The following is a 26,984-nucleotide window of genomic DNA, read 5'->3' as shown; positions in this document are numbered from 1 at the left end:
AGCCCAAGGATGACGGATTGGGAGGGAGCGCCATTCGGTCCAAAGGCTAACAACACGAAGGGCTGTTCGGGGTGGAAAGCTGGTTCTGGCTCGCACAAACGCCAGCCGCCTCCGCCGCGATCCCCCTCGCAAAGAAAAAGGCCCGACCGGTCTCCCGGTCGGGCCTTCGTCGTTCCGCCCTGTCAGCCGCTAGGTGCCGCGGCGGTTCAGACGATCAGTATTTGACCTTCAGCGTCACGCCCCAGGTGCGCGGGGCGCCCAGATAGGCGTTGTAGGTCGCCGTGTCGGTGGCGATGTTGTAGTAGGTGCCGTCCGCCTGGGGCGTGGTGGTGTTGGTGAAGGCCGTGCCCTGCAGCGGGGCGGCGAAGGCCACCTGGGTGTACTCCTCCTCCAGCAGGTTCTGACCCCAGACATCCACGGTCCAGCGCTCGTCTTCCGAACCGATGGTGATGCGGCCGTTCACGACGGTGAAGGCCTCCTGGTTCTTGTACGGCAGCAGGTCCGAGCCGGTGTTGTACTCGGTCGAATATTTGGCCGACAGGTTGAAGCCGCCGCGCAGGCCGCCGCCCAGCGAGCGGTCGAAGGCCAGGGCGCCGGTCAGCGACCATTCCGGAGCGAAGGAGGCGCGGGCGCCCGGCAGCAGCGACAGCTGCGGGAAGCGCGCCGGGTTCGACAGATCGGCGCCGGTGAAGTCGCCGTACTTGGCGTCGGTGTAGGTGACGCCGCCCTGGAAGGACAGGCCCTCGATCGGGGTGAACCAGACCATGTCGGCGTCGACGCCGCGCGAGGTCAGTTCCGGGATGGATTCCACCACAAAGGCGGTGCCCAGGAAGGTGTTCAGCTGGAAGTTTTCGAACTTCTGGTCGAAGTAGGTGATGTTCAACAGCATGGTGCGGTTGAACAGGGTCGTCTTCAGACCGGCCTCATAGCTGTCGACCGTCTCGGCCTCGAAGAAGAGCGAGGCGTCCGGCGTCACCCCCGTCTGCACCCGGTCCATATTGTAGCCGGCGCCCTTGTAGCCGCGGGCGTAGGAGACATAGCCCATGACCGAGGGGTTCAGGCGGTAGGAGGCCTTCAGGGTGCCGCTCAGGTCGGTGTCGCTGAACTTTTCCTGGATGCGGCGGTTGTCGTACTGCGGGTTGGACCAAGGCAGGCAGAGCAGGCCGAGGGCCGCCGCTGGGGTGGCGACATTGGCCGTGCCGGGGATGGGCGAGACCGCGCGATTGGCCGGGTTCTGGTTCGCCAGGGCGCCGCCGCAGGCCGCGCCGTTGGTCCCCAGATTGTCCTGCAGGCCCAGCAGACGCTTGCTGTCATAGGTGTAGCGCAGACCCAGGTTGATCTCGAACGCCTCCGTCACCCGATAGGTGTTGTTGGTGAAGACGGCGACCGATTCGGACTTCTGGGAATAGTGGTCCTCATAGGCCTTGCCCGTGCCGAAGGTCGGGGCGGCGGCGCTGGGGGGCACGGCGCCGATCACGCAGAGCGGCTGTCCGGCGGCCGGACCGGCCGTGCCGACCAGGAAGCCCTGGGGATTGGTGAAACAGCCCAGGCGGCTGGGGCTCGGGCCGCCCACCGTCGCCGGCAGGGAGGCCGTCAGCAGCAGGGAGGCGAAGGCGTTGTAGTCGGCGCCGTAGACATAGCTGTCGTCGCGATAGACCTCTTCCTTGGTGGCGAACAGGCCGACCAGCCAGTCGAACTTGTCCGTCGTCCCGGCCAGGCGCAGTTCCTGGGTCAGGTTGCCGACCCCATAGCCGTTGGAGCCGTCATTGGCGCGGTACAGGATGTCGGCGCCTGTGTAGTCCAGGTCCATCCCCTGCTGGAACGACCAGTCGCGCCACGAGGTCTGGGACGTCAGGGTGGCGTTCAGGCTGGGCAGGTCGATGGTGGCCTCCGCCGACAGACCCATGTCCTCGATCTCTTGCGGGGTCTCGCGGTTCGAATAGGCGGTGCGGCTGAAGGGCACCGTGCCGAAGCCGGCGACCGGCGGACGCTGGCCGGGGCCGTTCGGCGCCGTCAGGGCGGCGATGAAGGCCTGGGTCGGGCCGACGCGGGTCTGAACGGCGGCGCAGCAGTATTCGTCGCGCTTGGTGTAGTCGGCGATCAGGCGGATCGACACCTCGTCGCTGGGCAGGATCAGCAACTGGCCACGGCCGGTCCAGTAGTCCTGGGTGTTGTCTTCCGTCAGGGTGCGGGGGCCGTCGCCCAGATTGACGTCATAGAAGCCGTCGCGCTCGCGATGGGCGACGAACAGGCGGCCGGCGATCTGATCGGTCAGGCCGCCGGTCACCGAGACGGAGCCGCCAACGGCGCCGTAGTTGCCGGCGGTCAGTTCGGCCGAGATCGACGGGTCGAACGACGGACGTTCGGTGATGATGTTGATGACGCCGGCCGAGGTGTTCTTGCCGAACAGGGTGCCTTGCGGCCCCTTCAGCACCTCGATGCGGCTCAGTTCGCCCAGGTCGCCGAAGCCGACCGAGTTGCGCGAACGATAGACGCCGTCGATGACCACGCCGACCGAGCTTTCCAGACCGGGGTTGTCGCCCACAGTGCCGGCGCCGCGGATACGGACGGTGGTCGAGGCTTCCGACTGGGTCGAGGTGACGGTCATGCCGGGGGTCAGGATCTGCAGATCCTTGATGTCCTGCACGCCCGCGCCGTCCAGCACCTCCTGCGACAGGGTGGTGACCACGATCGGCACGTCCTGCAGGCTCTGTTCGCGCTTCTGGGCGGTGACGATGATGTCGTCCACGGTCGCCGGCGCCTCTTGGGCGGCGGCCATGCCGGCGAAGCCGAAGGCGGCGGCGCCGACCACGGCGGCGGACACGGTGGTTCTGAGGTAGCGGTTAGTGTGGCGCAACGAAGCGTCCTCCCGGCTCTGAAGCTCGGTCGCGGGGCGACCGAAGCGTTTCCTATTTCCCAATCGACGCGCCTCTGCGTGGAGGCGCGTTCAGTAAGGTGAGGCTAAGCCTGCTTCCCGCCGAACGACAAGCGAGCGCTGATACCCGCGACCATTTTTCGCCCTAGTTCGGCCCTTCTGTGACACGGAAGAGACAGAAAATTTTGACGCTAGGTCAGTCTTCAGCCGATCAGCGACGAGTCCGCGCCTTGCGAAAGCGTCCAGGCGGGCGCAACTGACCGCCATGCCCGTCCACGCCGACTACCGCCCCGCTCCCGTCTTTTTCAATCTGGGGCCGGACTTCGCCGACGCTGTGGAGGCCGCGCGCTTTCCCAAGGCCGATTTGCGTTTCCGCAATCAGCGCGCCGCCGCCGAGGTGGGGCTGGACAGGCTGAGCGAGGCCGAATGGATCGCCGCCTTCGGCCGGTTCGAACCCCTGCCGGGCCAGCCGGGGCCGTTGGCGATGCGCTATCACGGCCATCAGTTCCGTCACTACAACCCCGACCTGGGCGACGGGCGCGGCTTTCTGGCGGCCCAGATGTGGGAGACGCCGCAGGCGACGGCTGCGCGGCGCGGCGAGCGGCCCCGTCTGCTGGATCTGGGAACCAAGGGATCGGGCCAGACGCCCTGGTCGCGCGGCGGCGACGGTCGGTTGACCTTGAAAGGCGGGGTGCGCGAGGTTCTGGCGGCCGCGATGCTGGAGGCCCTGGGGGTTCCGACCAGCCGCGCCTTCTCCTTGATCGAGACCGGCGAGGCGCTGGAGCGGGGCGACGAGCCGTCGCCGACCCGTTCGGCCGTCCTGGCGCGCCTGTCGCACAGCCATGTTCGGTTCGGAACCTTTCAGCGCGCCGCCTATCTGGGGCGGGTCGATCATATCGAAGCGCTGATCGCGCACGTCCGCAGCCTGTATCACCCACAGGTCGCGGCGGGGGACGCGCCGGGCCTGCTGCGCGCCGTCGTCGAGGCCTCGGCCAAACTGACCGCGCGCTGGATCGCGGCGGGTTTCGTCCACGGGGTGCTCAACACCGACAATCTGAACGTCACGGGCGAGAGTTTCGACTATGGCCCCTGGCGCTTCCTGCCGTCCTATCAGCCGGGCTTCACCGCCGCCTATTTCGACCAGACCGGCCTTTACGCCTTCGCCCGCCAGCCGGAGGCGGTGTTCTGGAACCTGACCCAGTTGGCCGGCTGCCTGAAGCTGGTCGCCGAGGTCGAGCCCCTGACCGACGCCCTGAACGGCTTCGGCCCCGCCTATATCCGCGAACTGCGCGCGGCCTTCCTGATGCGGTTCGGCGTGCTGAGCCTGGGGGAGGCGGCGGACCAGAGGCTGGTCGATGCGGCCTTGGCCCTGCTGCGCGAAGGCGGGGAGGGGCTGCGCTGGGAGCCGCTGTTCTTCGACTGGTTCGGCGGCTTCGCCTCGGCCGCGCGCGCCTTGTCGGGTCCGCGCGCCAAACTGTACCAGGGCGAGGCCTTCGACGCCTTCCGCTTCGCCCTGATGGCGCACGAGCCCGACCGGATCGAACGGCTGGAGCATCCGATGTTCGCCGCCCGCGAACCCGAGGAAATGCTGATCGAGGAGGTCGAGGCGATCTGGGCCGCGATAGACGCTCAGGACGACTGGGCGCCGTTCCAGGCCAAGCTGGCCCGGCTGGAGGCCGCGCGGATAGGCTGGGGCTTTACCGCCTGATGCAGAACCTTACGAAAGCTTCATCTCGTTTATCGATAAAGATATTGCCTGCTTCTCGATAAATCCATATCGATAGTCACTAAGGCGCTGCGGAGGGCGACGCCGAAGAAAGGGCTGTTCGACATGAGACTGATCGGAAAATACTCTATCTCAAGCGCCCTGCGCTGGTGCCTGGGGTTCGCCAACGTCTTCGTCATGCTGGCCACCGGCATCATGGCGATCTGCTTGGCCGCCAGCATCATATCGCCCGACTTTGCGGCGGGGTTCGTCGACGGAATGAGGAACCTCGACAGCAGCGACGCGCGTGACCTGCACTGGCCGGAACGGTTGACCCTGCTCGGCGCCTTCCTGGCCTGCGGCTTCACTTGGTGGATCATCAACCGACTGCGCCGCATCCTGCTTTCGGTCAATCAGGGCGACGCCTTCGAGTTCGCCAACGTCAAGCGTCTGCAGGGCGTGGGGCTGGGCTTGATGGGCATCCAGCTCACCGCCTTAATGCTGGCTCTTGTGGCGCCGCACGTCCTGGGAGAGTCGGTTTCCGACTATGACTTCAGCCTAGGATCATGGTTGGGCATTCTGGTCGTCTTCATTCTGGCTGAGGTGTTTCGTCAGGGTTCGGCCATGCGCGACGAACAGCTGGCGACGGTCTGAGGCGCGCCATGATCCTGATCCAGCTGGACCGGCTGCTGCTGGAGCGCCGCATGTCCCTGACCGAACTGTCCGACCGCGTCGGCGTGACGATGGCCAATCTGTCGATCCTGAAGACCGGCAAGGCCCGCGCCGTGCGCTTCTCCACCCTGGACGCCCTTTGTAGAGAGCTGGACTGCCAGCCGGGCGATCTGATCGTCCAGACACCGGGACCTCAGTCGGAAGAGGGGTGATCCTCAGGGAAGGGCGACGGGTCGCCTGTAGCGTGGATGTCACAGAAACAATAAGTCATCAGCCGATGTCATCAACTGATGTCATCCGGCGATGACAAAATGCATCGGCTGCGCTACATACCCCTTGCGAACGGAGTTGCTCGATCCGATCTCGCAACTGTTACCAATCAGGCGCTCCCCGATGACCTCCACCACTCTGCCCGTCGCCCAGTCGCGCACCCGCTCCGTCTACAAGAACGTAACACTGTGGACCTTCCAGGGCTGGATCGCGATGTTCTTCATCGCCGCCGGTTACGCCAAGCTGACCGAGCCGATGACCAATCTGATCGCCCTGATGGGCTGGCCTGCGGTCGCGCCGGAAAACATGGTGCGTGGACTGGGCTTGGTGGAGATGGCGCTGGGCCTGAGCGTTCTGGCGCCGCTGATCTCCTGGCGCGTGGGTCGCCCTCTGTTGCTGAGCGCCTCGGCCGGACTGATCGTGATGGAGGCGACCATGCTGATGGTCCACGCCCTGAGCCGCGACATCGGCCTGGCGGTGGTGAACCTCATTCTCCTGGCGCTCACCGTTCCCGTCCTCTTGGGACGGCGGCGCGCCTGAAACAGGATCGATCGCCGGGGCCTCTCCCCCTCCGCCCCGGTGTGTCGCGCCCGGAGCCTTCCCCAGGCTCCGGGCTTTTCTTTGCCTGGCGCGCCGCGAGGGAGGGGTGGCGACGAAAAGCTTACCCTTACGCGCACGTAAACTCTTTCCTTTACGCGCACGTCAAGTTATGGTGCCTTCATGGCCACCGCCGACGACCATCGCACCTATTCCATTCGCCAGCTGTGCCGCGAGTTCGACGCCACGGCGCGGGCGCTGCGTTTCTATGAGGACAAGGGTCTGCTGACCCCTGCGCGCAAGGGTCAGACCCGCGTTTATGACGCCCGCGACCGCGCCCGGCTGAAGCTGATCCTGCGGGGGCGCCGCATCGGCTTCACCCTGCAGGAGATCCAGGAGATGCTGGATCTGTACGACCGCAAGGATCACAACGTCCATCAGATGGCCGTGGCCCTGCGGCGTCACCGCGCCCAGATCGCGGCCTTGAAACAGCAGTTGGAAGACATCGAAGGCGCCATCCAGACGGCGGAGGACGCCTGCGCCTGGATGGAATCCAAGCTGAGCGAGCACCGTCCCGACCTGCTGCCCGGCGCCGAAGATTACGAGAAGCTGCTGCGCGCGCGTCTCAACCAAGACCACCACCACCCCTTCAAAGCGAGAGCCTGATCCATGGCCTACAAGTCGCCCGTCCGCGATTTCACCTTCATCCTCAACGAGGTGCTGGAGATCGACCGGTACACGAACCAGCCTGGTTTCCAGGACGTGTCGTCGGACCTGGTCAACCAGATCCTGGAGGAAGGCGCCAAGTTCGCCGACGAGGTCATCGCCCCGATCAACAACCCCGGCGACAAGGAAGGCTGCCACTGGTCCGAAGGCGGCGTCGTCACCGGTCCCAAGGGCTGGAAGGAAGCCTACAAGGCCATGTCGGAAGCCGGCTGGATGGCGTTGGCCGCCGATCCGGCCTACGGCGGCCAAGGCATGCCCTCGATCGTCGCCTCGGCCTTCGGTCAGATGACCGCCGGCGCCTCGGCGGCCTTCTCCATGTATCCGGGCCTGACCGCCTCCGCCTATGCCGGCATCCACGCCAGCGCCTCGGACGAGATCAAGGCCAAATACCTGCCCAAGATGGTGTCCGGCGAATGGTCCGGCACGATGAACCTGACCGAGCCCCAGTGCGGCACCGACCTGGGCATGGTCCGCACCAAGGCCGTGCGCAACGACGACGGCAGCTTCTCCATCACCGGCCAGAAAATCTGGATCTCGGCGGGCGAGCACGACTTCTCCGACAACATCATCCACACCGTCCTGGCGCGGATCGAAGGCGCCCAGCCGGGCATCAAGGGCCTGTCGCTGTTCGTCGTGCCCAAGTATCTGGTCAATGAGGACGGTTCGCTGGGTGAGCGCAACAAGCTCGAATGCGCCGGGCTCGAGCACAAGATGGGCATCCACGGCAACGCCACCTGCGTCATGCAGTACGACGGCGCCAAGGGCTGGCTGATCGGCGAGGAAGGCCGGGGCATGAACAATATGTTCGTGGTCATGAACGAGGCTCGCCTGGGTACGGGTCTGCAGGGCCTGGCCATCGCCACCGCCGCCTATCAGGCCGCCGTCGAGTTCGCCAAGGACCGCCTGCAGGGCCGCAGCCTGACCGGGCCGAAGAACCCGGAAGGCCCCGCCGACCCGATCATCGTCCATCCCGACGTGCGCCGCATGCTGCTGGAGGCCCGCGCCTTCGTCGAAGGCGGCCAGGCCTTCATCCTGTGGACCGCGCTTCACGCCGATCTGGAGAAGTCGGAAGACGAGGCCGTGGCGACCAAGGCCAAGGACTACATGGGCCTGCTGACGCCGGTGCTGAAGGCCTATCTGACCGACAAGGGCTTCCACGTCGCCTCCCTGGCCATGCAGGTCCACGGCGGTTCGGGCTACACCGAACACTTCCCGGCCTCGCAGTACCTGCGGGATGCGCGGATCACCATGATCTATGAGGGCGCCAACGGCATCCAGGCCCTGGACCTGGTCGGCCGCAAACTGCCCGCTAACGGCGGCCGCGCCATCATGACCTGGTTCGGCGAGATCGACGCCTTCGTGGCGGAGAACGGCGGCGACGAAACGCTGAAGCCCTTCGTCGACGGCCTGGCCGACGCCAAGGCCAAGCTGCAGGAAGGCACCATGTGGCTGATGCAGAACGGCATGGCCAATCCGGACAACGCCGGCGCCGCCTCGACCGACTATCTGAACGTCTTCGGCCTGACGGCCCTGGCCTATATGTGGGCGCTGATGGCCAAGGTCGCCCAGGCCCAGATCGAGGCCGGTTCGACCGACCCCTATTACGCCGCCAAGCTTCAGACCGGCCGCTACTTCGTCGAGCGCATCCTGCCCGACGCCGAAGCCCATCTGAAGAAGATGAAGACCGGCGCGGACGTGCTGATGGCCATGCCGGTCGAGGCGTTCTGAGGACTGTGGCGGCCTGTCCTGTCTGCAAATGGGAGCTGGATTTCGAACCGACACAGTCGTTCGAAATCTGCCCCTGCTGCGGGACACACTTTGGTTACGATGACGCCAAGGCGACACACGCCGAGCTTCGTCAGAAATGGATTGCGGCTGGCCTTCAGTGGTGGTCGCAATCCACACCAAGACCTGACGGTTGGTACGCAGAAGCCCAACTGCAATCATAGAGACAAGGGACAAAACCGATGAACGTGCTGGGCAGCCCTGATCCCGATTTCATGCAGGAAGAGGAGATCACCCTCTTCTCCGACAGCGTCGGCAAATGGATCGACGAGCACGCGCCGTTGGACAAGGTGCAGCAGTGGATCGCCGACTCCTCGGTGCCGCGCCAGCTATGGAACGACGCGGGCGAGGCGGGTCTGCTCGGCCTGTCGCTGCCCGAAGAGGACGGCGGTTTTGGCGGCGACTATCGGCACGAGGTCGTCTTGATGCGCCAGCTGGGCTGGAAGGGCGCGGACCATTTCGGCATCAGCCTGCACAATGCGATCGTCATGCCCTACATCTGGCATTACGGCACCGAGGAGCAGAAGAAGCGCTGGCTGCCCCGTCTGGCCTCCGGCGAACTGGTCGGCGCCATCGCCATGACCGAGCCGGGCGCGGGCTCGGACCTGCAAGGGGTCAAGACCACGGCGATCAAGAGCGGCAACGGCTATGTCGTCAACGGCTCCAAGACCTTCATCACCAACGGCCAGCTGGCGAACTTCATCATTGTGGTGGCCAAGACCGACCCGGCCGAGGGCGCCAAGGGCACGTCCCTGATCGTGGTCGAGACGGACGGCGCCGAAGGCTTCGAACGCGGCCGGAACCTGCACAAGATTGGCATGGAGGGGAACGACACCTCCGAACTGTTCTTCAACGACGTGAAGGTCCCCGGCGACAACGTCATCGGCGGGGTCGAGGGCCAGGGCTTCGTGCAGCTGATGCAGCAACTGCCCCAGGAACGGCTGAACATCGCCGTCCAGGGCGTCGCCGCCGCCGAGCGCGGGCTGGAGGCCAGCCTCGCCTACGTCAAGGAGCGCAAGGCCTTCGGCAAACGCGTCATCGACTTCCAGAACACCCAGTTCAAACTGGCCGAGGTCAAGACCAAGCTGACCGTCGCCAAGGTCTTCGTCGACCACTGCATCGGCCTGCACCTGAAGGGCCAGCTGGACGCCGCCACCGCCTCCATGGCCAAATACTGGGTGACCGACATCCAGGGCGAGACGATCGACGAGATGCTGCAGCTGCACGGCGGCTACGGCTATATGAACGAATATCCGATCGCCCAGCTGTACAAGGACGCCCGGGTCCAGCGGATCTACGGCGGCACCAATGAGATCATGAAGCTCTTGATCGCGCGGACGCTCTGACCCGGCCGGTGCGGTCCCGGCGCAGACGAGTGGATGACGTCTGCGGCCGAACCTTCTAAACCTCCCGCCAAGGGAGACATGCACATGACGACGCGATCCAACGCGCCCGCCTATCTGACCGGCTTCGGCAATCATTTCGCGACCGAGGCCGCGCCCGGCGCCCTGCCGCAGGGCCAGAATTCGCCGCAGAAGACGCCGATGGGCCTGTACGCTGAACAGCTGTCCGGCACGGCCTTCACCGCCCCGCGCGCCGAGAACCGGCGCAGCTGGCTGTACCGTCTGCGCCCCTCGGCCCAGCACGGCCCCTATGTGGCCTTCGATCAGGGGCGCGTCCGCTCCGGCCCGTTCGACGAGACCCCGCCCAATCCCAACCGCATGCGCTGGGACCCGCTGCCCATCCCCGAGACCGCGACCGACTGGGTCGAGGGTCTGGTCACCTACGGCGGCGCGGGCGATCCCGACGCCGGAGCCGGGGCGGGCGTTCACCTCTATGTCGCCAACCGGTCGATGACCGACCGCGTCTTCTACGACGCCGACGGCGAACTGCTGATCGTGCCCCAGCAGGGCTCGCACCGGTTCGTCACCGAGATGGGGGTGATCGAGGCCCAACCCGGCCACGTGGTCCTGATCCCACGCGGCGTCCGCTTCCGTGTCGAGATCGACGGGCCCGTTCGGGGCTATGTCTGCGAAAACTACGGCAGTCCCTTCCGTCTGCCGGACCTGGGGCCGATCGGCGCAAACGGCCTGGCCAATCCGCGCGACTTCGAAACCCCGGTCGCGGCCTATGAGGACGTGGATCGCCCGACCCAGTGCGTCCAGAAATACGGCGGCCGCCTGTGGGCCACGACCTTCGACCACAGCCCGCTGGACGTCGCAGCCTGGCACGGCAATCTGGCGCCCTGCCGCTATGACACGGCGCGGTTCAACACCATCAACACGGTCAGCTACGACCACCCCGATCCGTCGATCTTCACCGTCCTGACCAGTCCGTCCGAGACGCCGGGCACGGCCAATATCGACTTCGTCATCTTCCCGCCGCGCTGGATGGTCGCCGAGCACACCTTCCGCCCGCCCTGGTTCCACCGCAACGTCATGAGCGAGTTCATGGGCCTGGTGACCGGCGCCTATGACGCCAAGGCGGGCGGATTTGCGCCGGGCGGCGCCAGCCTGCACAACCGGATGAGCGGCCACGGCCCGGATCAGGCCAGCTACGAAGGCGCGATCAATGCGGACCTTCAGCCGCACAAGATTACTGACACCCTGGCCTTCATGTTCGAGACCCGGGCGCCGATCCGGGTCACGAAATGGGCGTCGGAATCGCCGCAGATGCAGCTCGACTACGACGACGTCTGGTCGGGCTTCGCCAAAGGACAGGTCGAATGATCCGTATCCCTCTTCTCGCCGCCGCCGCCCTTCTGGCGGCCGCCTGCACCCCGCAGACCACGGCGGGCTCGGACGCCCCGATGCAGAGCGCCGACGCCTCGGCCTGCGCCGCGCGCGGCGGGACGATGAAACAGGTCGGCCGGCTGCAATCCTGGCAGTGCGTGATCAACTACGCCGACGCCGGCAAGCGTTGCACCGACGGCGACCAGTGCCAGGGCGACTGCCGGATCGAGGGCAACAGCGGGATCGCGCCCGGAACCGCCGCAACCGGCGTCTGTCAGGCGACAAGCGACCGCTTCGGCTGCAACACGCCGGTCCAGGACGGCAAGGCGGGCGCGACCCTCTGCATCGACTGAGGGGCAGGGGGCGAGCACCCCGCCCCTAATCCCCGTGCTTGCCGTTGCTGGAGAATTCCGGCGGGGCGGCCTTGTGCACATACTGCTCCGCCACCAGCCAGGCTTTGAACGGCCTCAGACAGCCCAGGCAAAGCGCGATCAGGATCGGCAGGGTGACGACTGCGTGGACCCAGATGGGCGGCTTCATCGTGAAGTCGATGACCATCAACAGGATCATGCCGACCAGGCCGACCGCCGACATGACGAAGAAGGCCGGGCCGTCCGCAGGGTCCGCAAAGCCGTAGCTGAGCCCACAGTTCGGACAGGCTTCGCGCAGGGTCAGATACCCTTTGAACAGGGGACCCTGGCCGCAGCGCGGGCATTTGCAGCCCAGGCCGGTCTTCAGGGTGCTGAGGCGGGGATAATCGGTCATGGCCCCATGATGCGCCAGATCGCCCGGCCTGTCGCGTGGGCGAACCGTCCCATTCGTGGAATCGCGGGTGAACGTCGGTTAACCGCGATTAAAGAGCTTTTGCGGCATGGCTGGGCCGATATGTCCGGGACCCCGCACAGCAAGCGCCTGCTGAAGACGACCGTGGCCGCCGCCGCGGCCGGGGCGGTCGCCTTTGCGCCGCTTGCGCCCCTGGCCCAGGAGGCCGGCCGCTCCAGCGATCCCCTGTCGATCAGCATCGGCCAATCCAGCGAGTTCACCCGCGTCGAATTCGCCGGCGTCATCGGCGTGCGCAGCCAGGTGCGGCGTGAGGCCGACAAGGTCATCGTCCGCCTGGGCGTCTCGGCCGCCCCTGACATTTCGCGTTTGCGCGTCGATCCGCCGCAGGGGGTCAAGGCGGTCGAGACCCGAATGGCGCGCGGCGGGGCGACCGACCTGGTCATCACCCTGGCCGAGGGCGCCGACGCCCGGTCCGGCGTGGCCGACGGCGCCGTCTGGCTGAACCTCTATGCGCCGGGCAAGGCGCCGGAGACGCCGGCGCAAGAGACCGGGGCCAAGATCAACGCCGTCGTGCCGGTTCGCGCCGTCTCCAGCGACGAGAAGACGGTTCTGACCTTCCAGTGGGGCGCGCCGGTCGGCGCCGCCGTCTTCCGCCGGGGCGAGGCGGTCTGGATCGTCTTCGACGCCGCCGCCAAGATGGATATGGCCGGCGCCAAGGCGTTGGGGCCCGCCAAGGACGCGCGCTGGGCCGCCGGCGGCGACTACACCGCCGTCCGCATCGCGGCGCCGGAGGGGCTGGCGGTCGCAGCCGACGGGCAAGGCGGGACCTGGACCGTGACCATCGGCGGGCCGCCCACCGGCGCCTCGGGCGTGGAGGTGGACCGCGCGGACGACGGTTCCGACGCCCTGGTGGCCCGGATGGCGGGAGCCACCAAGACGGTCTGGCTGACTGATCCCCTGGTCGGCGACCGGTTCGCCGCCGTCACCGCCCTTGCGCCCGGCAAGGGATTTTCGGGCTCGCGCAGCACGATCGACCTCAGCCTGATCCCCACGGCTCAAGGCCTGGCGGTGGAGACGCCGACCGACGATCTGAAGATCGAGGCTGCTGGCGATCTGGTCACCCTCAGCCGCCCGAACGGCCTGACCCTTTCGCCGCCGTCAGCGACCCTGGAGGCGGGCGAGCGTGAGGCCGACGCGCCGAAACGGGCGCCCCATCCCAGCCTGATCCTTGAGGAATGGGCGGCGACCGAGGGCTTTTCCGAACGCTATCGCCGACTTCAGGACGCTGCGGCCCAGGAGACCCTGGCCGCGACGGACAATCCCCGCGCCCCGATCGGCGCTCGCCTGGCCCTGTCGCGGTTTCTGGTCGGTTCGGGCCTGAACTATGAGGCGATCGGCGTGCTGAACGCCCTGATCGCCCAGGCTCCCAATATGCAGGGCGAGCCGGAGGTGCGGGGGCTGCGCGGCGCCGCCCGCGTCGGCGTCGGCCGGTTGGAGGAGGCCCAGGTCGACTTCGCCGGCGCCGCCCTGTCCAACGATCCCGCCGCCAAGGTCTGGCAGGGCTATATCGCCGCCGAACAGGGCGACTGGGAGGGGGCGCGCCGCGCCTTCGCCGCCGGGGCCTCGGTCATCGACGACTTCCCCAAGGAATGGCGCGCCCGCTTCGGCGCGGCCCACGCCCTGGCGGCGATCGAAACAGGCGATCTGCCCGCCGCGCGCCAGCTGCTGGACTATGTGTTCAGCCAGAACGCCTCGGCGGCCGACCAGCTGGCGGCGCGGGTCGTTCAAGCGCGTCTGTTTGATCTGACGGGCGACAAGGCGCGGGCGCTGGCGGTCTACAAGGCGGTGGCGCGCGCCCCGCTGGACGGCATCGCCACCCCCGCCAAACTGGGCGCCATCAGCCTGGAGCTGAACAAGGGCGCCCTGACGCCCGACCAGGCGGCCCAGCAGCTGGAGCTGCTGAAGTGGCGCTGGCGCGGCGATGCGACCGAACTGGCGGTGATCCGCAAACTGGCGGACCTCTATCTGCAGCAGGGCCGCTATCGTGAGGCGCTGGACGCCCTGCGCAGCGCCGGCAAGCGGATGGCGAACGTGCCGGGCGCCGCCGAGATCCAGGCGGACCAGTCCAAGGCTTTCCGCGCCCTGTTCCTGGAAGGCGCCGCCGACGGCCTGCAACCCGTTCAGGCCCTGGCCCTCTTCTATGACTTCCGCGAACTGACGCCGATCGGCGCCGACGGCGATGAAATGGTGCGCCGCCTGTCGCGCCGCCTGATCGACGTCGATCTGCTGGACCAGGCCGCCGAACTGCTGAAACACCAGGTGGACGAGCGGCTGGAAGGGGTGGCCAAGGCGCAGGTCGCCACCGATCTGGCCACCGTCTATCTGATGGACCGTCAGCCGGAGAAGGCGCTTCAGGCGATCTGGGGGTCGCGCACCACCCTCTTGCCGACCGCCGTCAACAGCCAACGCCGCGCCCTGGAAGCGCGGGCCCTGATGGACCTGGGGCGTTACGACCACGCGCTTGAGGTTCTGGATCGGGATCAGTCGGCGCCCGCGCGCGAAGTGCGCGGCGACGTCTTCTGGAAACAGCAGAAGTGGGCGGACGCCGCCCCCCTGTATGAGGCGCGTCTGGGCGATCGCCACAAACAGACCGACTTGCCCCTGACGCCCGCCGAGGAGAGCTGGCTGGTTCGGGCCGGGGTCGGCTATTCGCTGAGTGGAAACCGCGCGGCCCTGGATCGTCTGCGGGGTCAGTATTCGCCCTTCATCGCCCGGGCGCGTTCGGCCAATGCGATTCGCGTGGCCTTGGACGACGACCTGTCGGGGGTGGCGGGCGCGGCCGATTTCGCCGGCCTGTCGGCCAATGCCGACACCTTCGTCGGCTGGGTCAATGCGGCCAAACAGGACTTCAGAAAAGAAGCGGGCGGGGGCCGCCCAGCGACCCCCGCCCGTTAATCCGCAGATCAAATCCGCAGTCTGGACCCGAAGGTCTTAGCCGTTGACGGCGTCCTTCAGCGGCTTGGAGACGCGGAAGCGCACGGCCTTGGAGGCGGCGATCTTGATGGTCGCGCCCGTGGCCGGGTTGCGGCCTTCACGCTCGGCGCGGTCGGCGGTGTCGAAGACGCCCAGGTTCGAGATGCGCACGTCGCCGCCGGCCTTCAGGCTGGCGTGGATGTTTTCGACGATGGCGGTCAGCACCTTGCCGGCGTCGGCCTGCGAGACACCGGCGTCCTTGGCGACGGCGGCGATCAGTTCGGCTTGAGTGGTCATAAGAGACATTTCCAGTGTTAGTCGCCCGATTCAGGGCGAGGACCGGGGGATCAACACGGATTTCGCTTGGCTTTGCAAGCGGGGAAACGGCGCAAAGCCTTATGGGGCGGGGATTATCCGGTTCCGGACGCCCGCTGGAAGCTCTCCACCAGGCTCCCGGCGACCAGTCTCCAGCCGTCCACCAGGACGAAGAAGATCAGTTTGAAAGGTAAGGAAACCACCACTGGCGGAAGCATCATCATACCCATGGACATCAGTACGCTGGCCACCACCAGGTCGATGACAAGGAACGGAACGAAAAGAAGAAATCCGATTTCGAAAGCCTTCTTCAGCTCGCTGATCATGAAGGCCGGTGTGACGACCCGAAGGGGCAGTTCCTGGAGGTTGGTCGGGGGCTCGACGCGGCTCAGTCGGGTGAAGAGCGCCAGGTCCGAACGGTCCACCTGGGCCAGCATGAAAGTTTTCACAGGTTCGGACGCCGCGTCGAAGGCCTGGGGCAGTTCCATCTGCTGATCCAGCAGCGGGCGGATGCCCGAATCATAGGCGTCCTGCCAGGTCGGGGCCATGACGATGGCGCTCAGGAACAGGGCCAGGGACACCAGAACGGCGTTCGGCGGCGACTGCTGCATCCCGAGGGCGGTGCGCAGCAGGGACAGGACCACGACGATCCGCACGAAGCTGGTGGTCATGATGACGATCGACGGCGCCAGGGACAGCACGGTCATCAGTCCGACCAGTTGGACCACCCGCTGAGTCAGGCCTGCCCCGGTGCCCAGGTCGATGTTGATGGCCGAGCCGGACTGAGCGGCTTCCTGGGCCAGGGCCGCGACCGGCCAGGCCAGGCAGACCAGGGTGGTGATCAGCGACAAGAGGGCCGCGCGCTTCAGTTCGGAGGCGGCGGGAACCGTGAAGACCTTCTCCCCGCTCCGGCGGGGGGAAAACGGTTTTGCGTCCTTCACTTGAAAATCCCCGGCTGGCGCGGCTCGATCAGTTCGCGGCCTTCGCCCAGCAGGATCAGCCGTTCCTCGTCGTCGATCCGAACCAGGACCAGACGGCGGGCGGGGTCCAGCACCAGGGTCTCGACCACCTGCATCCGCCGTTCGTCTCGTTCGGCGTTCAGCCGGGCCAGCAGCTGGGGGGCGTAGCGGCGCGCGGCGTAGGCCGCCAGGCCGATCAGGCCCAGGGTGAAGGCCAGGCCGAAGACGGCGCGGGCGAGATCGAGGAAGTTCATACGCTTTGGGCCCCGGCGCAGTCGGCGCTGTGACCCCAAGTCTTAATCAGCCTGGTTAACGAGCCGTTGAGATAACGCCCTATTAACCATGCAGGCGGCATTTTCTGCCCATCGCGCATTTTTGCGCCGTACGGGAGACCGCCATGGGCGTCGCCGACATTCCGCTGCTGGGACAGATCAAGGGCCGGCTGGGCTGGCTGGACGCCCGCCAGAAGGTCATCGCCGAAAACGTGGCCAACGCCGACACCCCCGGCTTCGTCGGCCGCGACCTGAAACAGCCCAGCGACTTCGCCGCGGCCCTGCGCTCGGGCGGGGGACTGCCGATGGTGCGGACCAACCGGGCCCATATGGCGCCCGCCGTGGCGCCGCCCCGTTTCGATTCGTCAAAGTCCCCGGATTCTGAGACGACCCTGGACGGCAACTCGGTGGTGGTCGAAGAGCAGATGCTGAAGATGGCCGAGAGCCGCATGGCCTATGACGCCGCCATCGGCTTTTACCAGAAATCCATGTCGATGATCCGCATGGCCGCGCGCAAGCCCGGCGCGGCCTGAACCGGAGGCCTGACCCATGCCTGATCCCGTCCCACCCTCGAACAGCGCCATGGCCGTGGCGGCCTCGGCCCTGAAGGCCCAGCAGTCGCGCATGCGGGTGATCGCCGAGAACATCGCCAACGCCCAGTCCACGGCCCGCACGCCGGGCGGCGAGCCCTATCGTCGGCAGATCCCCGTCTTTCAGGCACGAGAGGTGGACGGCGCGACCGGCGTCGCCTTGGCCGAGGTCCGCCCCGACGACAGCGATTTCAAGATGGACTACGACCCCTCCCATCCGGCGGCCAACGCCCAGGGCTATGTGATGCGACCCAATGTCGACACCCTGGTCGAGGCCATGGACATGCGCGAGGCCCAGCGGGCCTATGAGGCCAATCTGAACGTCATCGAGACGGCGCGGTCGATGGACAGCCGCACCCTCGACATCATCAAACGCTGAGGGACTAGGCCATGAACCCGATGATGGCCGCCAAGGCCTACGCCGCCGTCCAGGGCGGGGCCATGCCCGTCGCCGCCCAGCCGCCCGCCGCCGGCGACAACGGCTTCGCCGACCTGGTCAAGACCGCCATGACCGGCCTGGCCGACCAGACGCGGGCGGCCGAGACCCAGATGACCAAGTCGATCCAGGGCCAGGGCAATCTGATCGACGTGGTCACGGCGCTGAGTTCGGCCGAGGCGTCGCTGGAGACGGTGATGTCCGTCCGCGACCAGGTCATCTCGGCCTATAAGGAAATCATGGCCATGCCGATCTGACCGAGCCGTCGGCGTTCGTCAGTCGGTCTGCCACCACCGCCGCCAAGTCCCGCGCCTGCCCTCGCAGATCGGGCACGGCGGTCATTTCCCAAAAGGCGCCGCGGGTCAAAGGGCCGATGGCGTAAAGGTCAGGGGTTGGGGCGCCCTCGCCCCCGATCAGCTGCCCGCCCTGATCGACCTCCAGCCCCAGGCCGATCGGATCGGGCCGACCGTAGCCCTGGGCCAGCAGATTGCGGATCACCGGCTCGGCGCTGTGCTGAATGACGCCCAGCGGGCCGGTGCAGTTGATCACCAGGTCAAACCTGTCCCGGATCGGCCGGCGACGGTGGCGCGGCCGCCAGGCGGCCTCGACCGAACCGTCGTCCAGCACCACTCCGGTCAGCTTGCCCGCCAGCACCGTCAGATCCCCCGCAGCCAGCATGGCGGCGATTTCTCGCGTCACGCCCGGCGCCGTCCGGTGGCGGTGAACATCCCACAAGGGGCGAAGATGACGCAGGAAGCGGCGCTTCTGCTGCGGCGTCCAGGCGCGCCACAGGTCGCGGGCGCCGTGCCTTAGGCGATCGAACACAGCCCGCCAATCGTGGGTCAGGACGGCGCGCCGCACTTGGGACAGGACTTCGGACGGACCGCCCGAAAAGGCGCCGTCGAAGGGCGCCGGTGGAACCGTGGCGTGGCCGCGGGGCAGGAGGCCGTGCCTGGACAGGGCGGTGAACCGCCGTCCCGGTCGCCGCAGGGTCAGGGCTGCATCCACCATGGTCAGGCCGGAGCCGATCAGAAGGATGTTACGCGCAGCCCCGACCGCAGCCGTGTCGATACGCCACGGGTTTTCGACATAGGCGGCCGAGGCGCGGACCGCCGCATCCACGCCGGGCGGGGAGGCGGGCTCCAGATTGCCCAGGGCCAGGATCACCGCATCGGCCACGATGACTTCCGCACCAACCATGATCCGCCAACCGCCTTCGTGGCGGTCGATCGCCTGGGCCTCGCCCTGGACGAGAGTCATTCGCCCCGCCTCGTCCGCATTCCCCTCGAGCGTCTCGGCCAGCAGATGCCGCAGATAGTCGCCGTACACGCCGCGTGTGATGAAGCCGTCCTGGGCGCGCCAGGACGGCTGTTCCGCCAGCCAGTTCGCCAGATGGTCGGGTCGGTCGGGAAAGGCGCTCATATTGTCCAGGCGGACGTTCAGCAGATGGCCGGGATTGCCGGTGTCATAGGCGACGCCGGGACCGAAGGCGTCGCGCCGCTCGATCAGCGTCACCCGCACGACGGGCGACCGCCTCAAAAGCTGTATCGCGGTCAGCAGGCCGCTGAAGCCGGCGCCGATGATCGCCACCCTGGGTCCATGGTCTTGCGACATCGATGCTCCCGTAATGCCGTGGGGCGACCCTTCACCCATACACGACGGGCGGAGGCGGAAGTCGATCATGCCGATAAATATCTATCTGCCAAGTAGGATTTAGATCAATCCGCTTGGCGTCGTCGGGCGAAGGCGGCGGTAAGTTCACGCAAGGCCAGAGGCGCCAGGCTCCACGGTTCGACGCAATAGCGGTGAAACAGGCGCCGGGGATCGTGCAGCAGGCGATAGGCCCATTCCAGCCCGACCCGGCCCATCCAGCGCGGCGCCGACTTCTGGACGCCGGCCTCATAGTCGAAAGCCGCCCCGACCGAAAAGACGACGCAGGCGGGCAGATCGTCGAACACGGTCGCGATCCACGACTCCTGGCGAGGCATGCCCATGCCGACGAACAGGATGTGGGGCGAGAAGGCGCGGATGTCCGCCAGGATGTCGGCGTTGTCGGCAGATCCGGGGCGGGCGTCGAAGAAGCCGTGGCGGGTGCGAATCTCCGCGCCAGGATAGCGTTCGGCCAGGCGCCGGGCCGCCTCCGGGCCGACGGCGGGCGCCCCGCCGATCGACATGACGCGCCAGCCCCGGCGGTCGGCGACGCTCCAGAAATGGTCCCGCCAGTCCAGATAGGTGGATCGGTGAAAGCCGCGACCGGGCAGGCCGAGGGCGCGCAGGAACCAGATCAGAGGCGTCGAATCGACCTGGACCAGGTCGGCGCGGTCATAGAAGGCCCGCATCTCCGCCTGGGTCTGGATCAGATGCAGGCTGTGCAGATTGTGGTTGGCGATCAGGGTCTTGCGGCCCTCTGCCACCGCCGCCTGAACATGGTGCAGCACCTCTTCGGGCCGGACCAGATCGACCGCCTCGCCCAAGAGGCGCACCCGCTCCTCCGGCCGTCGCTGACGGCGGTAGGGACGCCGCACGGCCGCGCGCCGATCGGGCGTGGTCTGGGTCAGGGTCGGCTGGGCCATGGGCGGATGCTAGGCCGGCTCGCCTCAAGGCGGGGTAAGCGAACAGGCTTAACACAGGCTGGACGCCGCCCTGCGGCGACGCTTGGAAAATAAAACCGCCCGCCGATGAAAAATCCCTGTTGACCCCGCCCGGACCCTCCCTTAGAGGTCCGCGCCTTCCCGATGGAAACGCCGCAAGGCGCTGCCGACGGGGCCCAGATGGCGGAATTGGTAGACGCGCTGGCTTCAGGTGCCAGTGGCTTAACGGCCGTGGAGGTTCGAGTCCTCTTCTGGGCACCATCTTTCAGACGGCGCCGTGTTTTCGGACACGGCGCCGTCGTCGTTTCCGGCCCCTCATCATGCCTGTCGCGAGGCCGTTTCGCCGCGCGCCTTCGCCGTGTAAGAACCTGCCCATGACTGTTTTTCTGCATGAGGGCGACCTGCCCGACGACCTGGACCTGGGGGCGGAAGTCGCCATCGATTCCGAGACCATGGGCCTGCGTTTCCGTCGCGACCCCCTGTGCGTGGTCCAGCTGTCGTCCGGCGACGGAAACGCCCATGTGGTGCGGCTGAACCGTCCCGCCTACGACTGTCCGAATCTGAAGCGGCTGCTGACCGACCCGGCCGTGACCAAGATCTTCCACTTCGGCCGCTTCGACATCGGCATGTTCCAGCTGCACCTGGGGGTGGAGACCCGGCCGGTCTATTGCACCAAGATCGCCTCCAAACTGGCCCGCACCTATACGGACCGCCACGGTCTGAAGGACGTGGTGCGCGAGCTGGTGGGAGTGGACCTGTCCAAGGCGCAGCAGTCGTCCGACTGGGGCGCGGCCGAGCTGAGCCCGGCCCAGCTGGACTACGCCGCCTCAGACGTTCTTTATCTGCATGCGGCCAAGGCGCGGCTGGATCAGATGCTGGCGCGCGAGGGGCGGGCCGAACTGGCCGCCCGCTGCTTCGACTTCCTGCCGAGCCGTTCGGCGCTCGATCTCGCCGGATGGGACGAGGTCGACATTTTCGCCCACAGCTGAGGCCGTCTTGACCGAACCCGGCGAACAGACCCGCATCGAGGCGGACGAACAGCGGGTCGCCCTGGCCGGGGCGCGCTGGCGCGCCCATTCCCGCCGGGTCAAACTGTATCGCCGCGTCCTGCCGATCATCATCCTGGTGCTGGCGGGGGGCGTCCTGACCTGGACGGTCTTCCGAACCGTCATGTCCGGCGTGGAGCGCAAGGCCAGTCAGGGCCAGGAGGTCCGCCTGGACAAGCCCCTGTTCCACGGCCAGGACGCGCAAGGCCGCGCCTTCACCGTCGGGGCCCAGGGCGCCGTGCGCGATGCGGCGACCGGCCGTTTCCGCCTGATCGGCCCGGCGCTGAAGCTGAACCTGGGCGGACGCAAGGTCACCGAAATGACCGCCGACGGCGGCACCTATGACGAACAGGCCAAGACCGTGACCATCGGCCCCAATGTGCGGATTTCGGACGGGGGCACGGGGTTTGTGCTGACCACGCCCGAGGCGGTGGTCGACACCTCGACCGGAATCATCACCGGTTCAAAAGGCGTTCAGGGCGCGGGCCCTATTGGAACCATCAACGCTTCGTCCTATGCGATCTATGATCAGGGCGAGCGCGTGGTGTTCAAAGGCTCCGGCGACAACAAGGTGCGGGGGGTTCTGACCCCCTCGGGTTCAGGCGAATGACCATGATGAAGATCTTTGGAACACGGGCCGCGGTCGCGGCGGCGGGGGCGATGGCCCTCTTGGCCTTGCCGGCCGTCGGCGACGCCCAGACGCGGGGCTCGAACCAGCCGGTCGCCTATGGGGCGGACGGGGTCGAATATGCGCCGAACCGGGTCATTCTGCGGGGGCGGGCTGAGGCCGTGCAAGGCGGCAATCGGTTTCGCGCCGACCAACTGACCCTGGTCTCTGGATCGGGCGGCGATCTGGAGCGGGCCGAGGCGGCCGGATCGGTCTATTTCGTGACGCCGGAGCAGACCATGCGCGGCGATCGGGCGGTCTATAATCTGGGCTCTGGCGAGATCGTGGTGACGGGAAATGTCATCCTGACCCAGGGCCAGAATGTCCTGTCCGGATCGCGTCTGGTCTATAACGTCAATACGCAGACCGCTCGTATGGAAGGCGCGCCGCGCGGCGCCGCCGGCAATCGGGTCCAGGGCGTCTTCTATCCCAACGGAACCAACTAGGCGCCCGTCCGGGAAGGCCGCACGGATCTCGACCTTTGGCGCGTAAAGAACTCTCAGCCCTGAATCTGGACGATCGGCCGGCGCCCGAGCCGACGCCTGAGGTCGCGCGCGCGGAAAAGGGCCTGCGGGTGCGCAACATCGCCCGCGCGTTCGGCGCCCGGCAGGTGGTGCGCGACGTCTCCCTGACCGTCCAGCGCGGCGAGGTCGCGGGCCTGCTCGGCCCCAACGGCGCCGGCAAGACGACCTGCTTCTATATGATCACCGGCCTGATCCCGCCCGACTCCGGCTCGATCTGGCTGGACGGCGAGGACATCACCGGCCAGCCCATGTATCAGCGCAGCCGGATGGGCCTGGGCTATCTGGCCCAGGAAGCCTCCATCTTCCGCGGCATGACGGTGGAGCAGAACATCAAGGCCGTGGCCGAATTGAACTATCCGCGCGACCGGGTCGAGGCGGAGACGGAGCGGCTGCTGGCGGAACTGCACATCGACCATCTGCGTCACGCCCCGGCCACCGCCCTGTCGGGCGGCGAGCGGCGTCGGGTCGAGATCGCCCGGGCGCTTGCGGGACGCCCCTCCTTCATCCTGCTGGACGAGCCCTTCGCCGGCATCGACCCCCTGGCCATCGCCGACATCCGTTCGGTGATCCGCTATCTGGCGGGGCAGGGGATCGGCGTCCTGATCACCGACCACAATGTGCGCGAGACCCTGGACATCACTGATCGGGTTTCGATCATCTCGGGCGGCGCGGTCCTGTTCGAAGGCACGGCGGACGAGGCGGTCAACGACCCCGAGGTGCGGCGGGTCTATCTGGGCGAAAACTACATCTGATCGAAGGGCGGCGGCGCTCTGCCCGCCGGTCGCCAAGGCTCAGACGTGCGGGTCGGGACGGGCCCGTACCCCCCGTTTGTCGGGTGTTAACCAATGGGCGGCACTCTCGACAGCAAGTTCCGGGCCAGTTTTGGCGCCCGCAGGAAAACCGTAAGTGATCGGGCAGCGTCTAGAGATCAGACAGGGGCAGGGGCTCGTCATCACGCCCCAGCTGCAGCAGGCGATCAAGCTGCTGCAACTGTCCAATCTCGAGCTGGAGGAGTTCGTCGAGGCCGAGCTGGAGCGTAATCCGCTGCTGCAACGCGACGAGCCCGAGGGCGGAGAGGCTGACGCGCCCGAAAGGGCGGCCGATCCCGTCGCCGATCAGGAAATGTCTTTCGGCGAAGGGGTGGGCCAGGATTCGGTCGCGGCGATGGACGCCGGTTCCGACGACGTCTACGGCGACGCCGCGCCTGGAGAACGCACCAGCGACCGCCTGACCGACGAGGCTCAGCCCGGTCTGTCGGACTGGTCCAGCGCCGGCAAGGGCGGCGTCGTGTTCGAAGGCGACGGCGAGCGCCCCGACGCCCATGAACCCACCCTGTGGGAGCATCTCCAGGCCCAGGCCTCTTCGGCGGGCCTGTCGCCGGCCGACCACGGCATCGCCCTGACCCTGATTGATGCGACGGATGAAGGAGGCTATCTGCGCGGCGAACTGGCGGAGTTCGCCGATCGGCTGGGGGTCGATCTGGCGCGGATCGAGGCCGTCCTGGCCGTCTGCCACGGGTTCGAACCGACCGGCGTCATGGCCCGTTCCGTGCCCGAATGCCTGAAGCTGCAGCTGATCGAGCGCAATCGCTTCGATCCGGCCATGGCGGCCCTGCTGGACAATCTGGACCTTTTGGCGCGTCGGGATATGGCGGGGCTGAAGAAGGTCTGCGGCGTCGATGCCGAGGATCTGAACGAGATGATCGCCGAGCTTAAGGGGCTGACCCCGCGGCCCGGCGCCGGCTTCGGCGGCGAACCCGCCCAGACGGTGGTTCCTGACGTCCATGTGCGGCCTGATCCCGCCGGCGGCTGGCGGGTCGAACTGAACGCCGACACCCTGCCGCGCCTGCTGATCGACAAACGCTACCATGGACTGGTCCAGGCCGGCGCGCGGTCGGAAACGGAAAAGACCTTCGTCGCCGAATGCGCGGCCCAGGCCAGCTGGCTGGTCAAGTCGCTGGACCAGAGGGCCAAGACCATCCTGAAGGTGGCCTCTGAAATCGTGCGTCAGCAGGACGCCTTCCTGGCCTTCGGGGTCGAGTTCCTGCGTCCGTTGAATCTGAAGACCGTGGCCGACGCCATCGGCATGCATGAATCGACGGTCAGCCGCGTCACCTCGAACAAATATGTCTCGACCCCGCGCGGGGTGTTCGAACTGAAATTCTTCTTCACCGCCGCCATCCAATCGACCGACGGCGCCGCCAGCCATTCGGCCGAAGCCGTCCGTCATAAGATAAAAACCATGATCGACGGCGAGAGCCTGGGGGGGGACATTTTGTCCGATGACAGAATCGTCGAAATCCTTAAGGAAACCGGCATCGACATCGCCCGCCGCACAGTCGCCAAGTATCGGGAAGCCTTGAGAATTCCGTCGTCCGTCGAACGTCGCAGAATGGTTAGGGGCGCCTGACAAGCGTGACCACAAATCGGTGATCCCGATTGACACCAAAAGCGAGCGGGAGCGTTCTATCCGCATGCAAGTCCAAGTCAGCGGCAAGCAAGTGGATGTCGGCGAAGCGTTAGGCTCGCGCATCTCCCAGGAACTCGAAGAAGGGGTCGGAAAATACTTCGCCCGCGGCGGTGACGACGCCGAGGTCGTGGTGTCCAAGGACGGCCACGGCTTCAAGGTGGACTGTTGGGTCCGCCTCGCGTCGGGCCAGACTCTGGTGACGACGGGTATGGGCGGCGACGCCCACTCCGCCTTCACCGAGGCGCTGGACCGTCTCGAAAAGCGCGTCCGCCGCTACAAGCGCCGGCTCAAGGACCACCATATCGGACCCAAGGGTCTGTCGCCTGAAAAGACCGAAGACGCCGCGCGCGAAGTCGCCCGCAGCATCGTGCTGCGGGATCCCGACAGCGTGGAGGACGACGTCTTCGGCGACGCCGGCGACAGCGACGGTCCGCCCCCGGTCGGCATGGTCATCGCCGAAACCGAGCATGAGATCCGCACCATCACCGTGGGGCGGGCCGTGCTCGAGCTGGACATGACGGGCTATCCGGTCGTCCTGTTCCGCAACGCCGCCCACGGCGGTCTGTCGGTCGTCTATCGCCGTCCTGACGGCAATGTCGGCTGGATCGACCCCGAGCGTACCGGCAAGACCAACGGCCACTAGGTGAACAGCCGCGTTTGACTTTGTCGCGGGAGCCTCTAAAGGGGCGCCCGCGACAGCCATTCGCCTGTCTGGAGTCGGCTACAATGCATATCGCAGACCTCCTGGCGCCCAACGGCGTAGTGCTGCGCGGCGGCGCTTCTTCCAAGCGGCAAGCGCTGCACGCGGTCGCTGAGGCGGCGGCCCAGGCGATGGGCGTGGATCAGACCCGCGTGTTCGAAGCCCTGCTGGAGCGTGAAGCCCTGGGCTCGACCGGCCTTGGGTCGGGCGTCGCCGTGCCGCACGCCCGGCTGAAGGAGATCGACCGGGTCACGGCCGTCTTCGTGCGCCTGGATTCGCCGGTCGCCTATGACGCCGTCGACGATCGCCCGGTGGATCTTCTGTTCGCCCTGTTCGCCCCGCCCAAGGATGGGGCCGAGCATCTGCGCGCGCTGGCCGCGGCGTCTCGCGCCCTGCGTTCAGCCGAGCTGAGGGAGCAGTTGCGTCAGGCGCACACCGCCGACGCGATCCGCGCCCTCTTCGTCAAGGACGACGCTCCCGCGACCGCCGCCTGACAGCAGGCGCGGCGGCGTCTTCCCTTTCCGCTCAGTGAACCGAGACGGGCTCCAGCTCGTGGGCCACGGCGGCCGCAAAGGCGGTGTCGCGGTCCAGCATCACTGCCAGGCGTTCGCCGTCGGCGCTGTGGACGGCGTAGAGCGACTGGTTCGGGTCGAAGGCGACGTCCTTCATCTCGACCGCCTCTTCCAGCAGGTCGGACGCCTTCACCTCGCGCACATAGACGAGGTCAGGGGCGCCCAGGCCCGCAAAATCTTCCTTGGTCATAATCGGCGTCATAGGACCGCCTCCTTTGATTTCACAACGCCCGGATCGCCGGGCGGTTCGAACGGCCGCGCTTTTCAGCTCGCCGTGATGGGAATGCGCCGCACCTGGCGTTCCGCCTCGGGCCGGATCAGATCGACGTGTAGCAGACCGTGTTCCAGCCGCGCGCCCTGAACCTCCAGCCCGTCGGCGAGGACGAAGCTCCTGATGAAGCCGCGAGAGGCGATGCCGCGATGCAGGAAGGCCTGTTCGCCCTTGCCGGCCTCGTCGCGCTTGCCGGCGATGATCAGTTGACGCCCCTCAAGCGTGATCGTCAGCTCGTCTGGCGAAAAGCCGGCGACAGCCAGGCTGATCCGAACGCCCGTGTCGGCGATCTGCTCGACATTATAGGGCGGATAGCTCTCGGCGGCGGCCTTGGCTGCGCGGTCGATCAGGGCGCGTGTATGGTCAAAGCCCAGCAGAAAGGGGCTGTCGAACAGAACGGTGCGGGTCGTCGTCATCTGGGTCCTCGAAAAAGCGACCGACCGACGGTCTCCCGCAAACGGCAAGACCTTCGATCACAGATGAAGATGGGGGCGGACGGGGACGGGATCAACCG

29 protein-coding genes and 1 tRNA gene are annotated in these 26,984 nt (G+C 67.0%); 21 read left to right on the top strand and 9 right to left on the bottom strand.

Going from position 1 to position 26,984, the window contains the following annotated elements; translation table 11 throughout:
• Positions 1 to 214 precede the first annotated feature (214 nt).
• The gene (locus JL11_RS16755) at positions 215 to 2,779 is read right to left on the bottom strand and encodes a TonB-dependent receptor (protein ID WP_442853666.1); all 2,565 of its coding nucleotides are present in this window, start codon (positions 2,777 to 2,779) and stop codon (positions 215 to 217) included.
• A gap of 361 nt (positions 2,780 to 3,140) precedes the next feature.
• On the opposite strand from JL11_RS16755, the gene JL11_RS16750 reads away from it, so the two are divergent.
• The 9 genes from JL11_RS16750 (at position 3,141) to JL11_RS16710 (ending at position 11,655) form a co-directional block, all read left to right on the top strand.
• On the top strand, positions 3,141 to 4,583 hold the full coding sequence (locus tag JL11_RS16750; protein WP_054766664.1) for a protein adenylyltransferase SelO: 1,443 nt from the start codon (positions 3,141 to 3,143) through the stop codon (positions 4,581 to 4,583).
• Positions 4,584 to 4,706: 123 nt separating this feature from the next.
• Entirely contained in the window at positions 4,707 to 5,234 is a 528-nt protein-coding gene (locus tag JL11_RS16745) for a DUF2975 domain-containing protein (RefSeq protein WP_054766663.1), read from the top strand.
• A gap of 8 nt (positions 5,235 to 5,242) precedes the next feature.
• Complete coding sequence (locus JL11_RS16740; protein WP_054766662.1) at positions 5,243 to 5,464, top strand: helix-turn-helix domain-containing protein; 222 nt, start codon at positions 5,243 to 5,245, stop codon at positions 5,462 to 5,464.
• A gap of 181 nt (positions 5,465 to 5,645) precedes the next feature.
• Positions 5,646 to 6,062 carry a DoxX family protein gene (locus JL11_RS16735; protein ID WP_054766661.1) on the top strand — a complete coding sequence of 139 codons (417 nt, stop codon included), beginning with the start codon at positions 5,646 to 5,648 and terminating at the stop codon, positions 6,060 to 6,062.
• Between the two features lie 180 nt (positions 6,063 to 6,242).
• On the top strand, positions 6,243 to 6,725 hold the full coding sequence (locus JL11_RS16730; protein WP_054766660.1) for a MerR family transcriptional regulator: 483 nt from the start codon (positions 6,243 to 6,245) through the stop codon (positions 6,723 to 6,725).
• Positions 6,726 to 6,728: 3 nt separating this feature from the next.
• Positions 6,729 to 8,513, top strand: coding sequence for an acyl-CoA dehydrogenase C-terminal domain-containing protein (locus tag JL11_RS16725; RefSeq protein WP_054766659.1), 1,785 nt, complete (start codon positions 6,729 to 6,731; stop codon positions 8,511 to 8,513).
• 239 nt (positions 8,514 to 8,752) lie between these two features.
• Positions 8,753 to 9,916 carry an acyl-CoA dehydrogenase family protein gene (locus JL11_RS16720; protein WP_054766658.1) on the top strand — a complete coding sequence of 388 codons (1,164 nt, stop codon included), beginning with the start codon at positions 8,753 to 8,755 and terminating at the stop codon, positions 9,914 to 9,916.
• A gap of 84 nt (positions 9,917 to 10,000) precedes the next feature.
• Positions 10,001 to 11,299, top strand: a complete 1,299-nt coding sequence (gene hmgA, locus JL11_RS16715) for a homogentisate 1,2-dioxygenase (protein WP_197273326.1) — start codon at positions 10,001 to 10,003, stop codon at positions 11,297 to 11,299.
• Positions 11,296 to 11,655 (top strand): hypothetical protein, encoded by a 360-nt coding sequence (locus JL11_RS16710; RefSeq protein WP_054766657.1) that lies wholly within the window; start codon positions 11,296 to 11,298, stop codon positions 11,653 to 11,655. The genes hmgA and JL11_RS16710 overlap by 4 nt, the downstream gene beginning before the upstream one ends.
• 25 nt (positions 11,656 to 11,680) lie before the next feature.
• Here the strand turns inward: JL11_RS16710 and JL11_RS16705 are convergent, their stop codons facing one another.
• A complete protein-coding gene (locus tag JL11_RS16705; RefSeq protein WP_054766656.1) occupies positions 11,681 to 12,067 on the bottom strand; it encodes a DUF983 domain-containing protein in 387 nt (128 codons plus the stop codon).
• 120 nt (positions 12,068 to 12,187) lie between these two features.
• Here JL11_RS16705 and JL11_RS16700 point away from each other — a divergent pair, with 120 nt between their 5' ends.
• Complete coding sequence (locus JL11_RS16700) at positions 12,188 to 15,040, top strand: tetratricopeptide repeat protein (RefSeq protein ID WP_054766655.1); 2,853 nt, start codon at positions 12,188 to 12,190, stop codon at positions 15,038 to 15,040.
• A gap of 36 nt (positions 15,041 to 15,076) precedes the next feature.
• Here the strand turns inward: JL11_RS16700 and JL11_RS16695 are convergent, their stop codons facing one another.
• The 3 genes from JL11_RS16695 to JL11_RS16685 all read right to left on the bottom strand — a co-directional run bounded on the left by JL11_RS16695 (position 15,077) and on the right by JL11_RS16685 (position 16,586).
• A complete protein-coding gene (locus JL11_RS16695; RefSeq protein ID WP_054766654.1) occupies positions 15,077 to 15,355 on the bottom strand; it encodes an HU family DNA-binding protein in 279 nt (92 codons plus the stop codon).
• Between the two features lie 113 nt (positions 15,356 to 15,468).
• Positions 15,469 to 16,242, bottom strand: a complete 774-nt coding sequence (gene fliP / locus JL11_RS16690; protein WP_054767047.1) for a flagellar type III secretion system pore protein FliP — start codon at positions 16,240 to 16,242, stop codon at positions 15,469 to 15,471.
• A 68-nt stretch (positions 16,243 to 16,310) separates the two neighbouring features.
• Positions 16,311 to 16,586, bottom strand: a complete 276-nt coding sequence (locus JL11_RS16685; protein WP_054766653.1) for a flagellar biosynthetic protein FliO — start codon at positions 16,584 to 16,586, stop codon at positions 16,311 to 16,313.
• 143 nt (positions 16,587 to 16,729) lie between these two features.
• On the opposite strand from JL11_RS16685, the gene flgB reads away from it, so the two are divergent.
• Genes flgB through JL11_RS16670 form a run of 3 tightly spaced genes read left to right on the top strand, consistent with a single transcriptional unit; the run spans position 16,730 to position 17,887 of the window.
• Positions 16,730 to 17,137, top strand: coding sequence for a flagellar basal body rod protein FlgB (gene flgB, locus JL11_RS16680; RefSeq protein ID WP_054766652.1), 408 nt, complete (start codon positions 16,730 to 16,732; stop codon positions 17,135 to 17,137).
• A gap of 49 nt (positions 17,138 to 17,186) precedes the next feature.
• Positions 17,187 to 17,573, top strand: coding sequence for a flagellar basal body rod protein FlgC (gene flgC / locus JL11_RS16675; RefSeq protein WP_054766651.1), 387 nt, complete (start codon positions 17,187 to 17,189; stop codon positions 17,571 to 17,573).
• An 11-nt stretch (positions 17,574 to 17,584) separates the two neighbouring features.
• Entirely contained in the window at positions 17,585 to 17,887 is a 303-nt protein-coding gene (locus JL11_RS16670; protein WP_054766650.1) for a flagellar hook-basal body complex protein FliE, read from the top strand.
• Here JL11_RS16670 and JL11_RS16665 read toward each other — a convergent pair.
• On the bottom strand, positions 17,868 to 19,244 hold the full coding sequence (locus JL11_RS16665) for an FAD/NAD(P)-binding protein (protein ID WP_197273325.1): 1,377 nt from the start codon (positions 19,242 to 19,244) through the stop codon (positions 17,868 to 17,870). The two genes, JL11_RS16670 and JL11_RS16665, sit on opposite strands and share 20 nt — an antisense overlap.
• Before the next feature lie 104 nt (positions 19,245 to 19,348).
• Entirely contained in the window at positions 19,349 to 20,203 is an 855-nt protein-coding gene (locus JL11_RS16660) for a WecB/TagA/CpsF family glycosyltransferase (protein WP_054766648.1), read from the bottom strand.
• A gap of 192 nt (positions 20,204 to 20,395) precedes the next feature.
• Between JL11_RS16660 and JL11_RS16655 the strand changes: the two genes are divergently transcribed.
• From JL11_RS16655 to ptsN, 8 genes are all read left to right on the top strand, one after another.
• Positions 20,396 to 20,482, top strand: a tRNA-Leu gene (locus JL11_RS16655).
• A 113-nt stretch (positions 20,483 to 20,595) separates the two neighbouring features.
• Entirely contained in the window at positions 20,596 to 21,210 is a 615-nt protein-coding gene (locus JL11_RS16650; protein WP_054766647.1) for a ribonuclease D, read from the top strand.
• Between the two features lie 7 nt (positions 21,211 to 21,217).
• Complete coding sequence (lptC, locus tag JL11_RS16645; protein WP_054766646.1) at positions 21,218 to 21,877, top strand: LPS export ABC transporter periplasmic protein LptC; 660 nt, start codon at positions 21,218 to 21,220, stop codon at positions 21,875 to 21,877.
• Between the two features lie 2 nt (positions 21,878 to 21,879).
• Positions 21,880 to 22,380, top strand: coding sequence for an LptA/OstA family protein (locus JL11_RS16640; protein ID WP_224764302.1), 501 nt, complete (start codon positions 21,880 to 21,882; stop codon positions 22,378 to 22,380).
• A gap of 35 nt (positions 22,381 to 22,415) precedes the next feature.
• Positions 22,416 to 23,210, top strand: a complete 795-nt coding sequence (gene lptB, locus JL11_RS16635) for an LPS export ABC transporter ATP-binding protein (RefSeq protein WP_054766644.1) — start codon at positions 22,416 to 22,418, stop codon at positions 23,208 to 23,210.
• Positions 23,211 to 23,364: 154 nt separating this feature from the next.
• Positions 23,365 to 24,867: an RNA polymerase factor sigma-54 gene (gene rpoN, locus JL11_RS16630; RefSeq protein WP_054766643.1), complete on the top strand. Its 1,503-nt coding sequence runs from the start codon at positions 23,365 to 23,367 to the stop codon at positions 24,865 to 24,867.
• Positions 24,868 to 24,931: 64 nt separating this feature from the next.
• Positions 24,932 to 25,570, top strand: coding sequence for a ribosome hibernation-promoting factor, HPF/YfiA family (hpf, locus tag JL11_RS16625; RefSeq protein WP_054766642.1), 639 nt, complete (start codon positions 24,932 to 24,934; stop codon positions 25,568 to 25,570).
• Positions 25,571 to 25,653: 83 nt separating this feature from the next.
• The gene (gene ptsN, locus JL11_RS16620) at positions 25,654 to 26,121 is read left to right on the top strand and encodes a PTS IIA-like nitrogen regulatory protein PtsN (RefSeq protein ID WP_054766641.1); all 468 of its coding nucleotides are present in this window, start codon (positions 25,654 to 25,656) and stop codon (positions 26,119 to 26,121) included.
• 31 nt (positions 26,122 to 26,152) lie between these two features.
• On the opposite strand, the gene JL11_RS16615 is transcribed toward ptsN, so the two are convergent.
• Both JL11_RS16615 and JL11_RS16610 read right to left on the bottom strand, forming a co-directional pair.
• Positions 26,153 to 26,401, bottom strand: coding sequence for a DUF1150 family protein (locus tag JL11_RS16615; protein ID WP_054766640.1), 249 nt, complete (start codon positions 26,399 to 26,401; stop codon positions 26,153 to 26,155).
• A gap of 62 nt (positions 26,402 to 26,463) precedes the next feature.
• A complete protein-coding gene (locus JL11_RS16610; protein WP_054766639.1) occupies positions 26,464 to 26,886 on the bottom strand; it encodes an Hsp20 family protein in 423 nt (140 codons plus the stop codon).
• Positions 26,887 to 26,984: the final 98 nt, after the last annotated feature.

Origin of the sequence: Brevundimonas sp. DS20, from assembly GCF_001310255.1 — a bacterium.
Taxonomy (GTDB): Bacteria; Pseudomonadota; Alphaproteobacteria; order Caulobacterales; family Caulobacteraceae; genus Brevundimonas; species Brevundimonas aurantiaca.
The sequence above is the reverse complement of the archived record's forward strand: the minus strand, read 5'-3'. Positions and strand labels throughout refer to the sequence as shown.

Coding starts and splice junctions, on each gene's coding strand:
- hmgA (WP_197273326.1), top strand. CDS start 10,001: ATGACGACGCGATCCAACGCGCCCGCCTATCTGACCGGCTTCGGCAAT.
- JL11_RS16615 (WP_054766640.1), bottom strand. CDS start 26,401: ATGACGCCGATTATGACCAAGGAAGATTTTGCGGGCCTGGGCGCCCCT.
- JL11_RS16720 (WP_054766658.1), top strand. CDS start 8,753: ATGAACGTGCTGGGCAGCCCTGATCCCGATTTCATGCAGGAAGAGGAG.
- flgC (WP_054766651.1), top strand. CDS start 17,187: ATGGCCGTGGCGGCCTCGGCCCTGAAGGCCCAGCAGTCGCGCATGCGG.
- JL11_RS16705 (WP_054766656.1), bottom strand. CDS start 12,067: ATGACCGATTATCCCCGCCTCAGCACCCTGAAGACCGGCCTGGGCTGC.
- JL11_RS16695 (WP_054766654.1), bottom strand. CDS start 15,355: ATGACCACTCAAGCCGAACTGATCGCCGCCGTCGCCAAGGACGCCGGT.
- flgB (WP_054766652.1), top strand. CDS start 16,730: ATGGGCGTCGCCGACATTCCGCTGCTGGGACAGATCAAGGGCCGGCTG.
- JL11_RS16735 (WP_054766661.1), top strand. CDS start 5,646: ATGACCTCCACCACTCTGCCCGTCGCCCAGTCGCGCACCCGCTCCGTC.
- JL11_RS16685 (WP_054766653.1), bottom strand. CDS start 16,586: ATGAACTTCCTCGATCTCGCCCGCGCCGTCTTCGGCCTGGCCTTCACC.
- JL11_RS16755 (WP_442853666.1), bottom strand. CDS start 2,779: ATGGCCGCCGCCCAAGAGGCGCCGGCGACCGTGGACGACATCATCGTC.
- JL11_RS16745 (WP_054766663.1), top strand. CDS start 4,707: ATGAGACTGATCGGAAAATACTCTATCTCAAGCGCCCTGCGCTGGTGC.
- JL11_RS16610 (WP_054766639.1), bottom strand. CDS start 26,886: ATGACGACGACCCGCACCGTTCTGTTCGACAGCCCCTTTCTGCTGGGC.
- JL11_RS16665 (WP_197273325.1), bottom strand. CDS start 19,244: ATGTCGCAAGACCATGGACCCAGGGTGGCGATCATCGGCGCCGGCTTC.
- JL11_RS16650 (WP_054766647.1), top strand. CDS start 20,596: ATGACTGTTTTTCTGCATGAGGGCGACCTGCCCGACGACCTGGACCTG.
- hpf (WP_054766642.1), top strand. CDS start 24,932: ATGCAAGTCCAAGTCAGCGGCAAGCAAGTGGATGTCGGCGAAGCGTTA.
- JL11_RS16660 (WP_054766648.1), bottom strand. CDS start 20,203: ATGGCCCAGCCGACCCTGACCCAGACCACGCCCGATCGGCGCGCGGCC.
- JL11_RS16670 (WP_054766650.1), top strand. CDS start 17,585: ATGAACCCGATGATGGCCGCCAAGGCCTACGCCGCCGTCCAGGGCGGG.
- JL11_RS16740 (WP_054766662.1), top strand. CDS start 5,243: ATGATCCTGATCCAGCTGGACCGGCTGCTGCTGGAGCGCCGCATGTCC.
- JL11_RS16700 (WP_054766655.1), top strand. CDS start 12,188: ATGTCCGGGACCCCGCACAGCAAGCGCCTGCTGAAGACGACCGTGGCC.
- JL11_RS16640 (WP_224764302.1), top strand. CDS start 21,880: ATGATGAAGATCTTTGGAACACGGGCCGCGGTCGCGGCGGCGGGGGCG.
- JL11_RS16710 (WP_054766657.1), top strand. CDS start 11,296: ATGATCCGTATCCCTCTTCTCGCCGCCGCCGCCCTTCTGGCGGCCGCC.
- JL11_RS16750 (WP_054766664.1), top strand. CDS start 3,141: ATGCCCGTCCACGCCGACTACCGCCCCGCTCCCGTCTTTTTCAATCTG.
- JL11_RS16725 (WP_054766659.1), top strand. CDS start 6,729: ATGGCCTACAAGTCGCCCGTCCGCGATTTCACCTTCATCCTCAACGAG.
- JL11_RS16730 (WP_054766660.1), top strand. CDS start 6,243: ATGGCCACCGCCGACGACCATCGCACCTATTCCATTCGCCAGCTGTGC.
- ptsN (WP_054766641.1), top strand. CDS start 25,654: ATGCATATCGCAGACCTCCTGGCGCCCAACGGCGTAGTGCTGCGCGGC.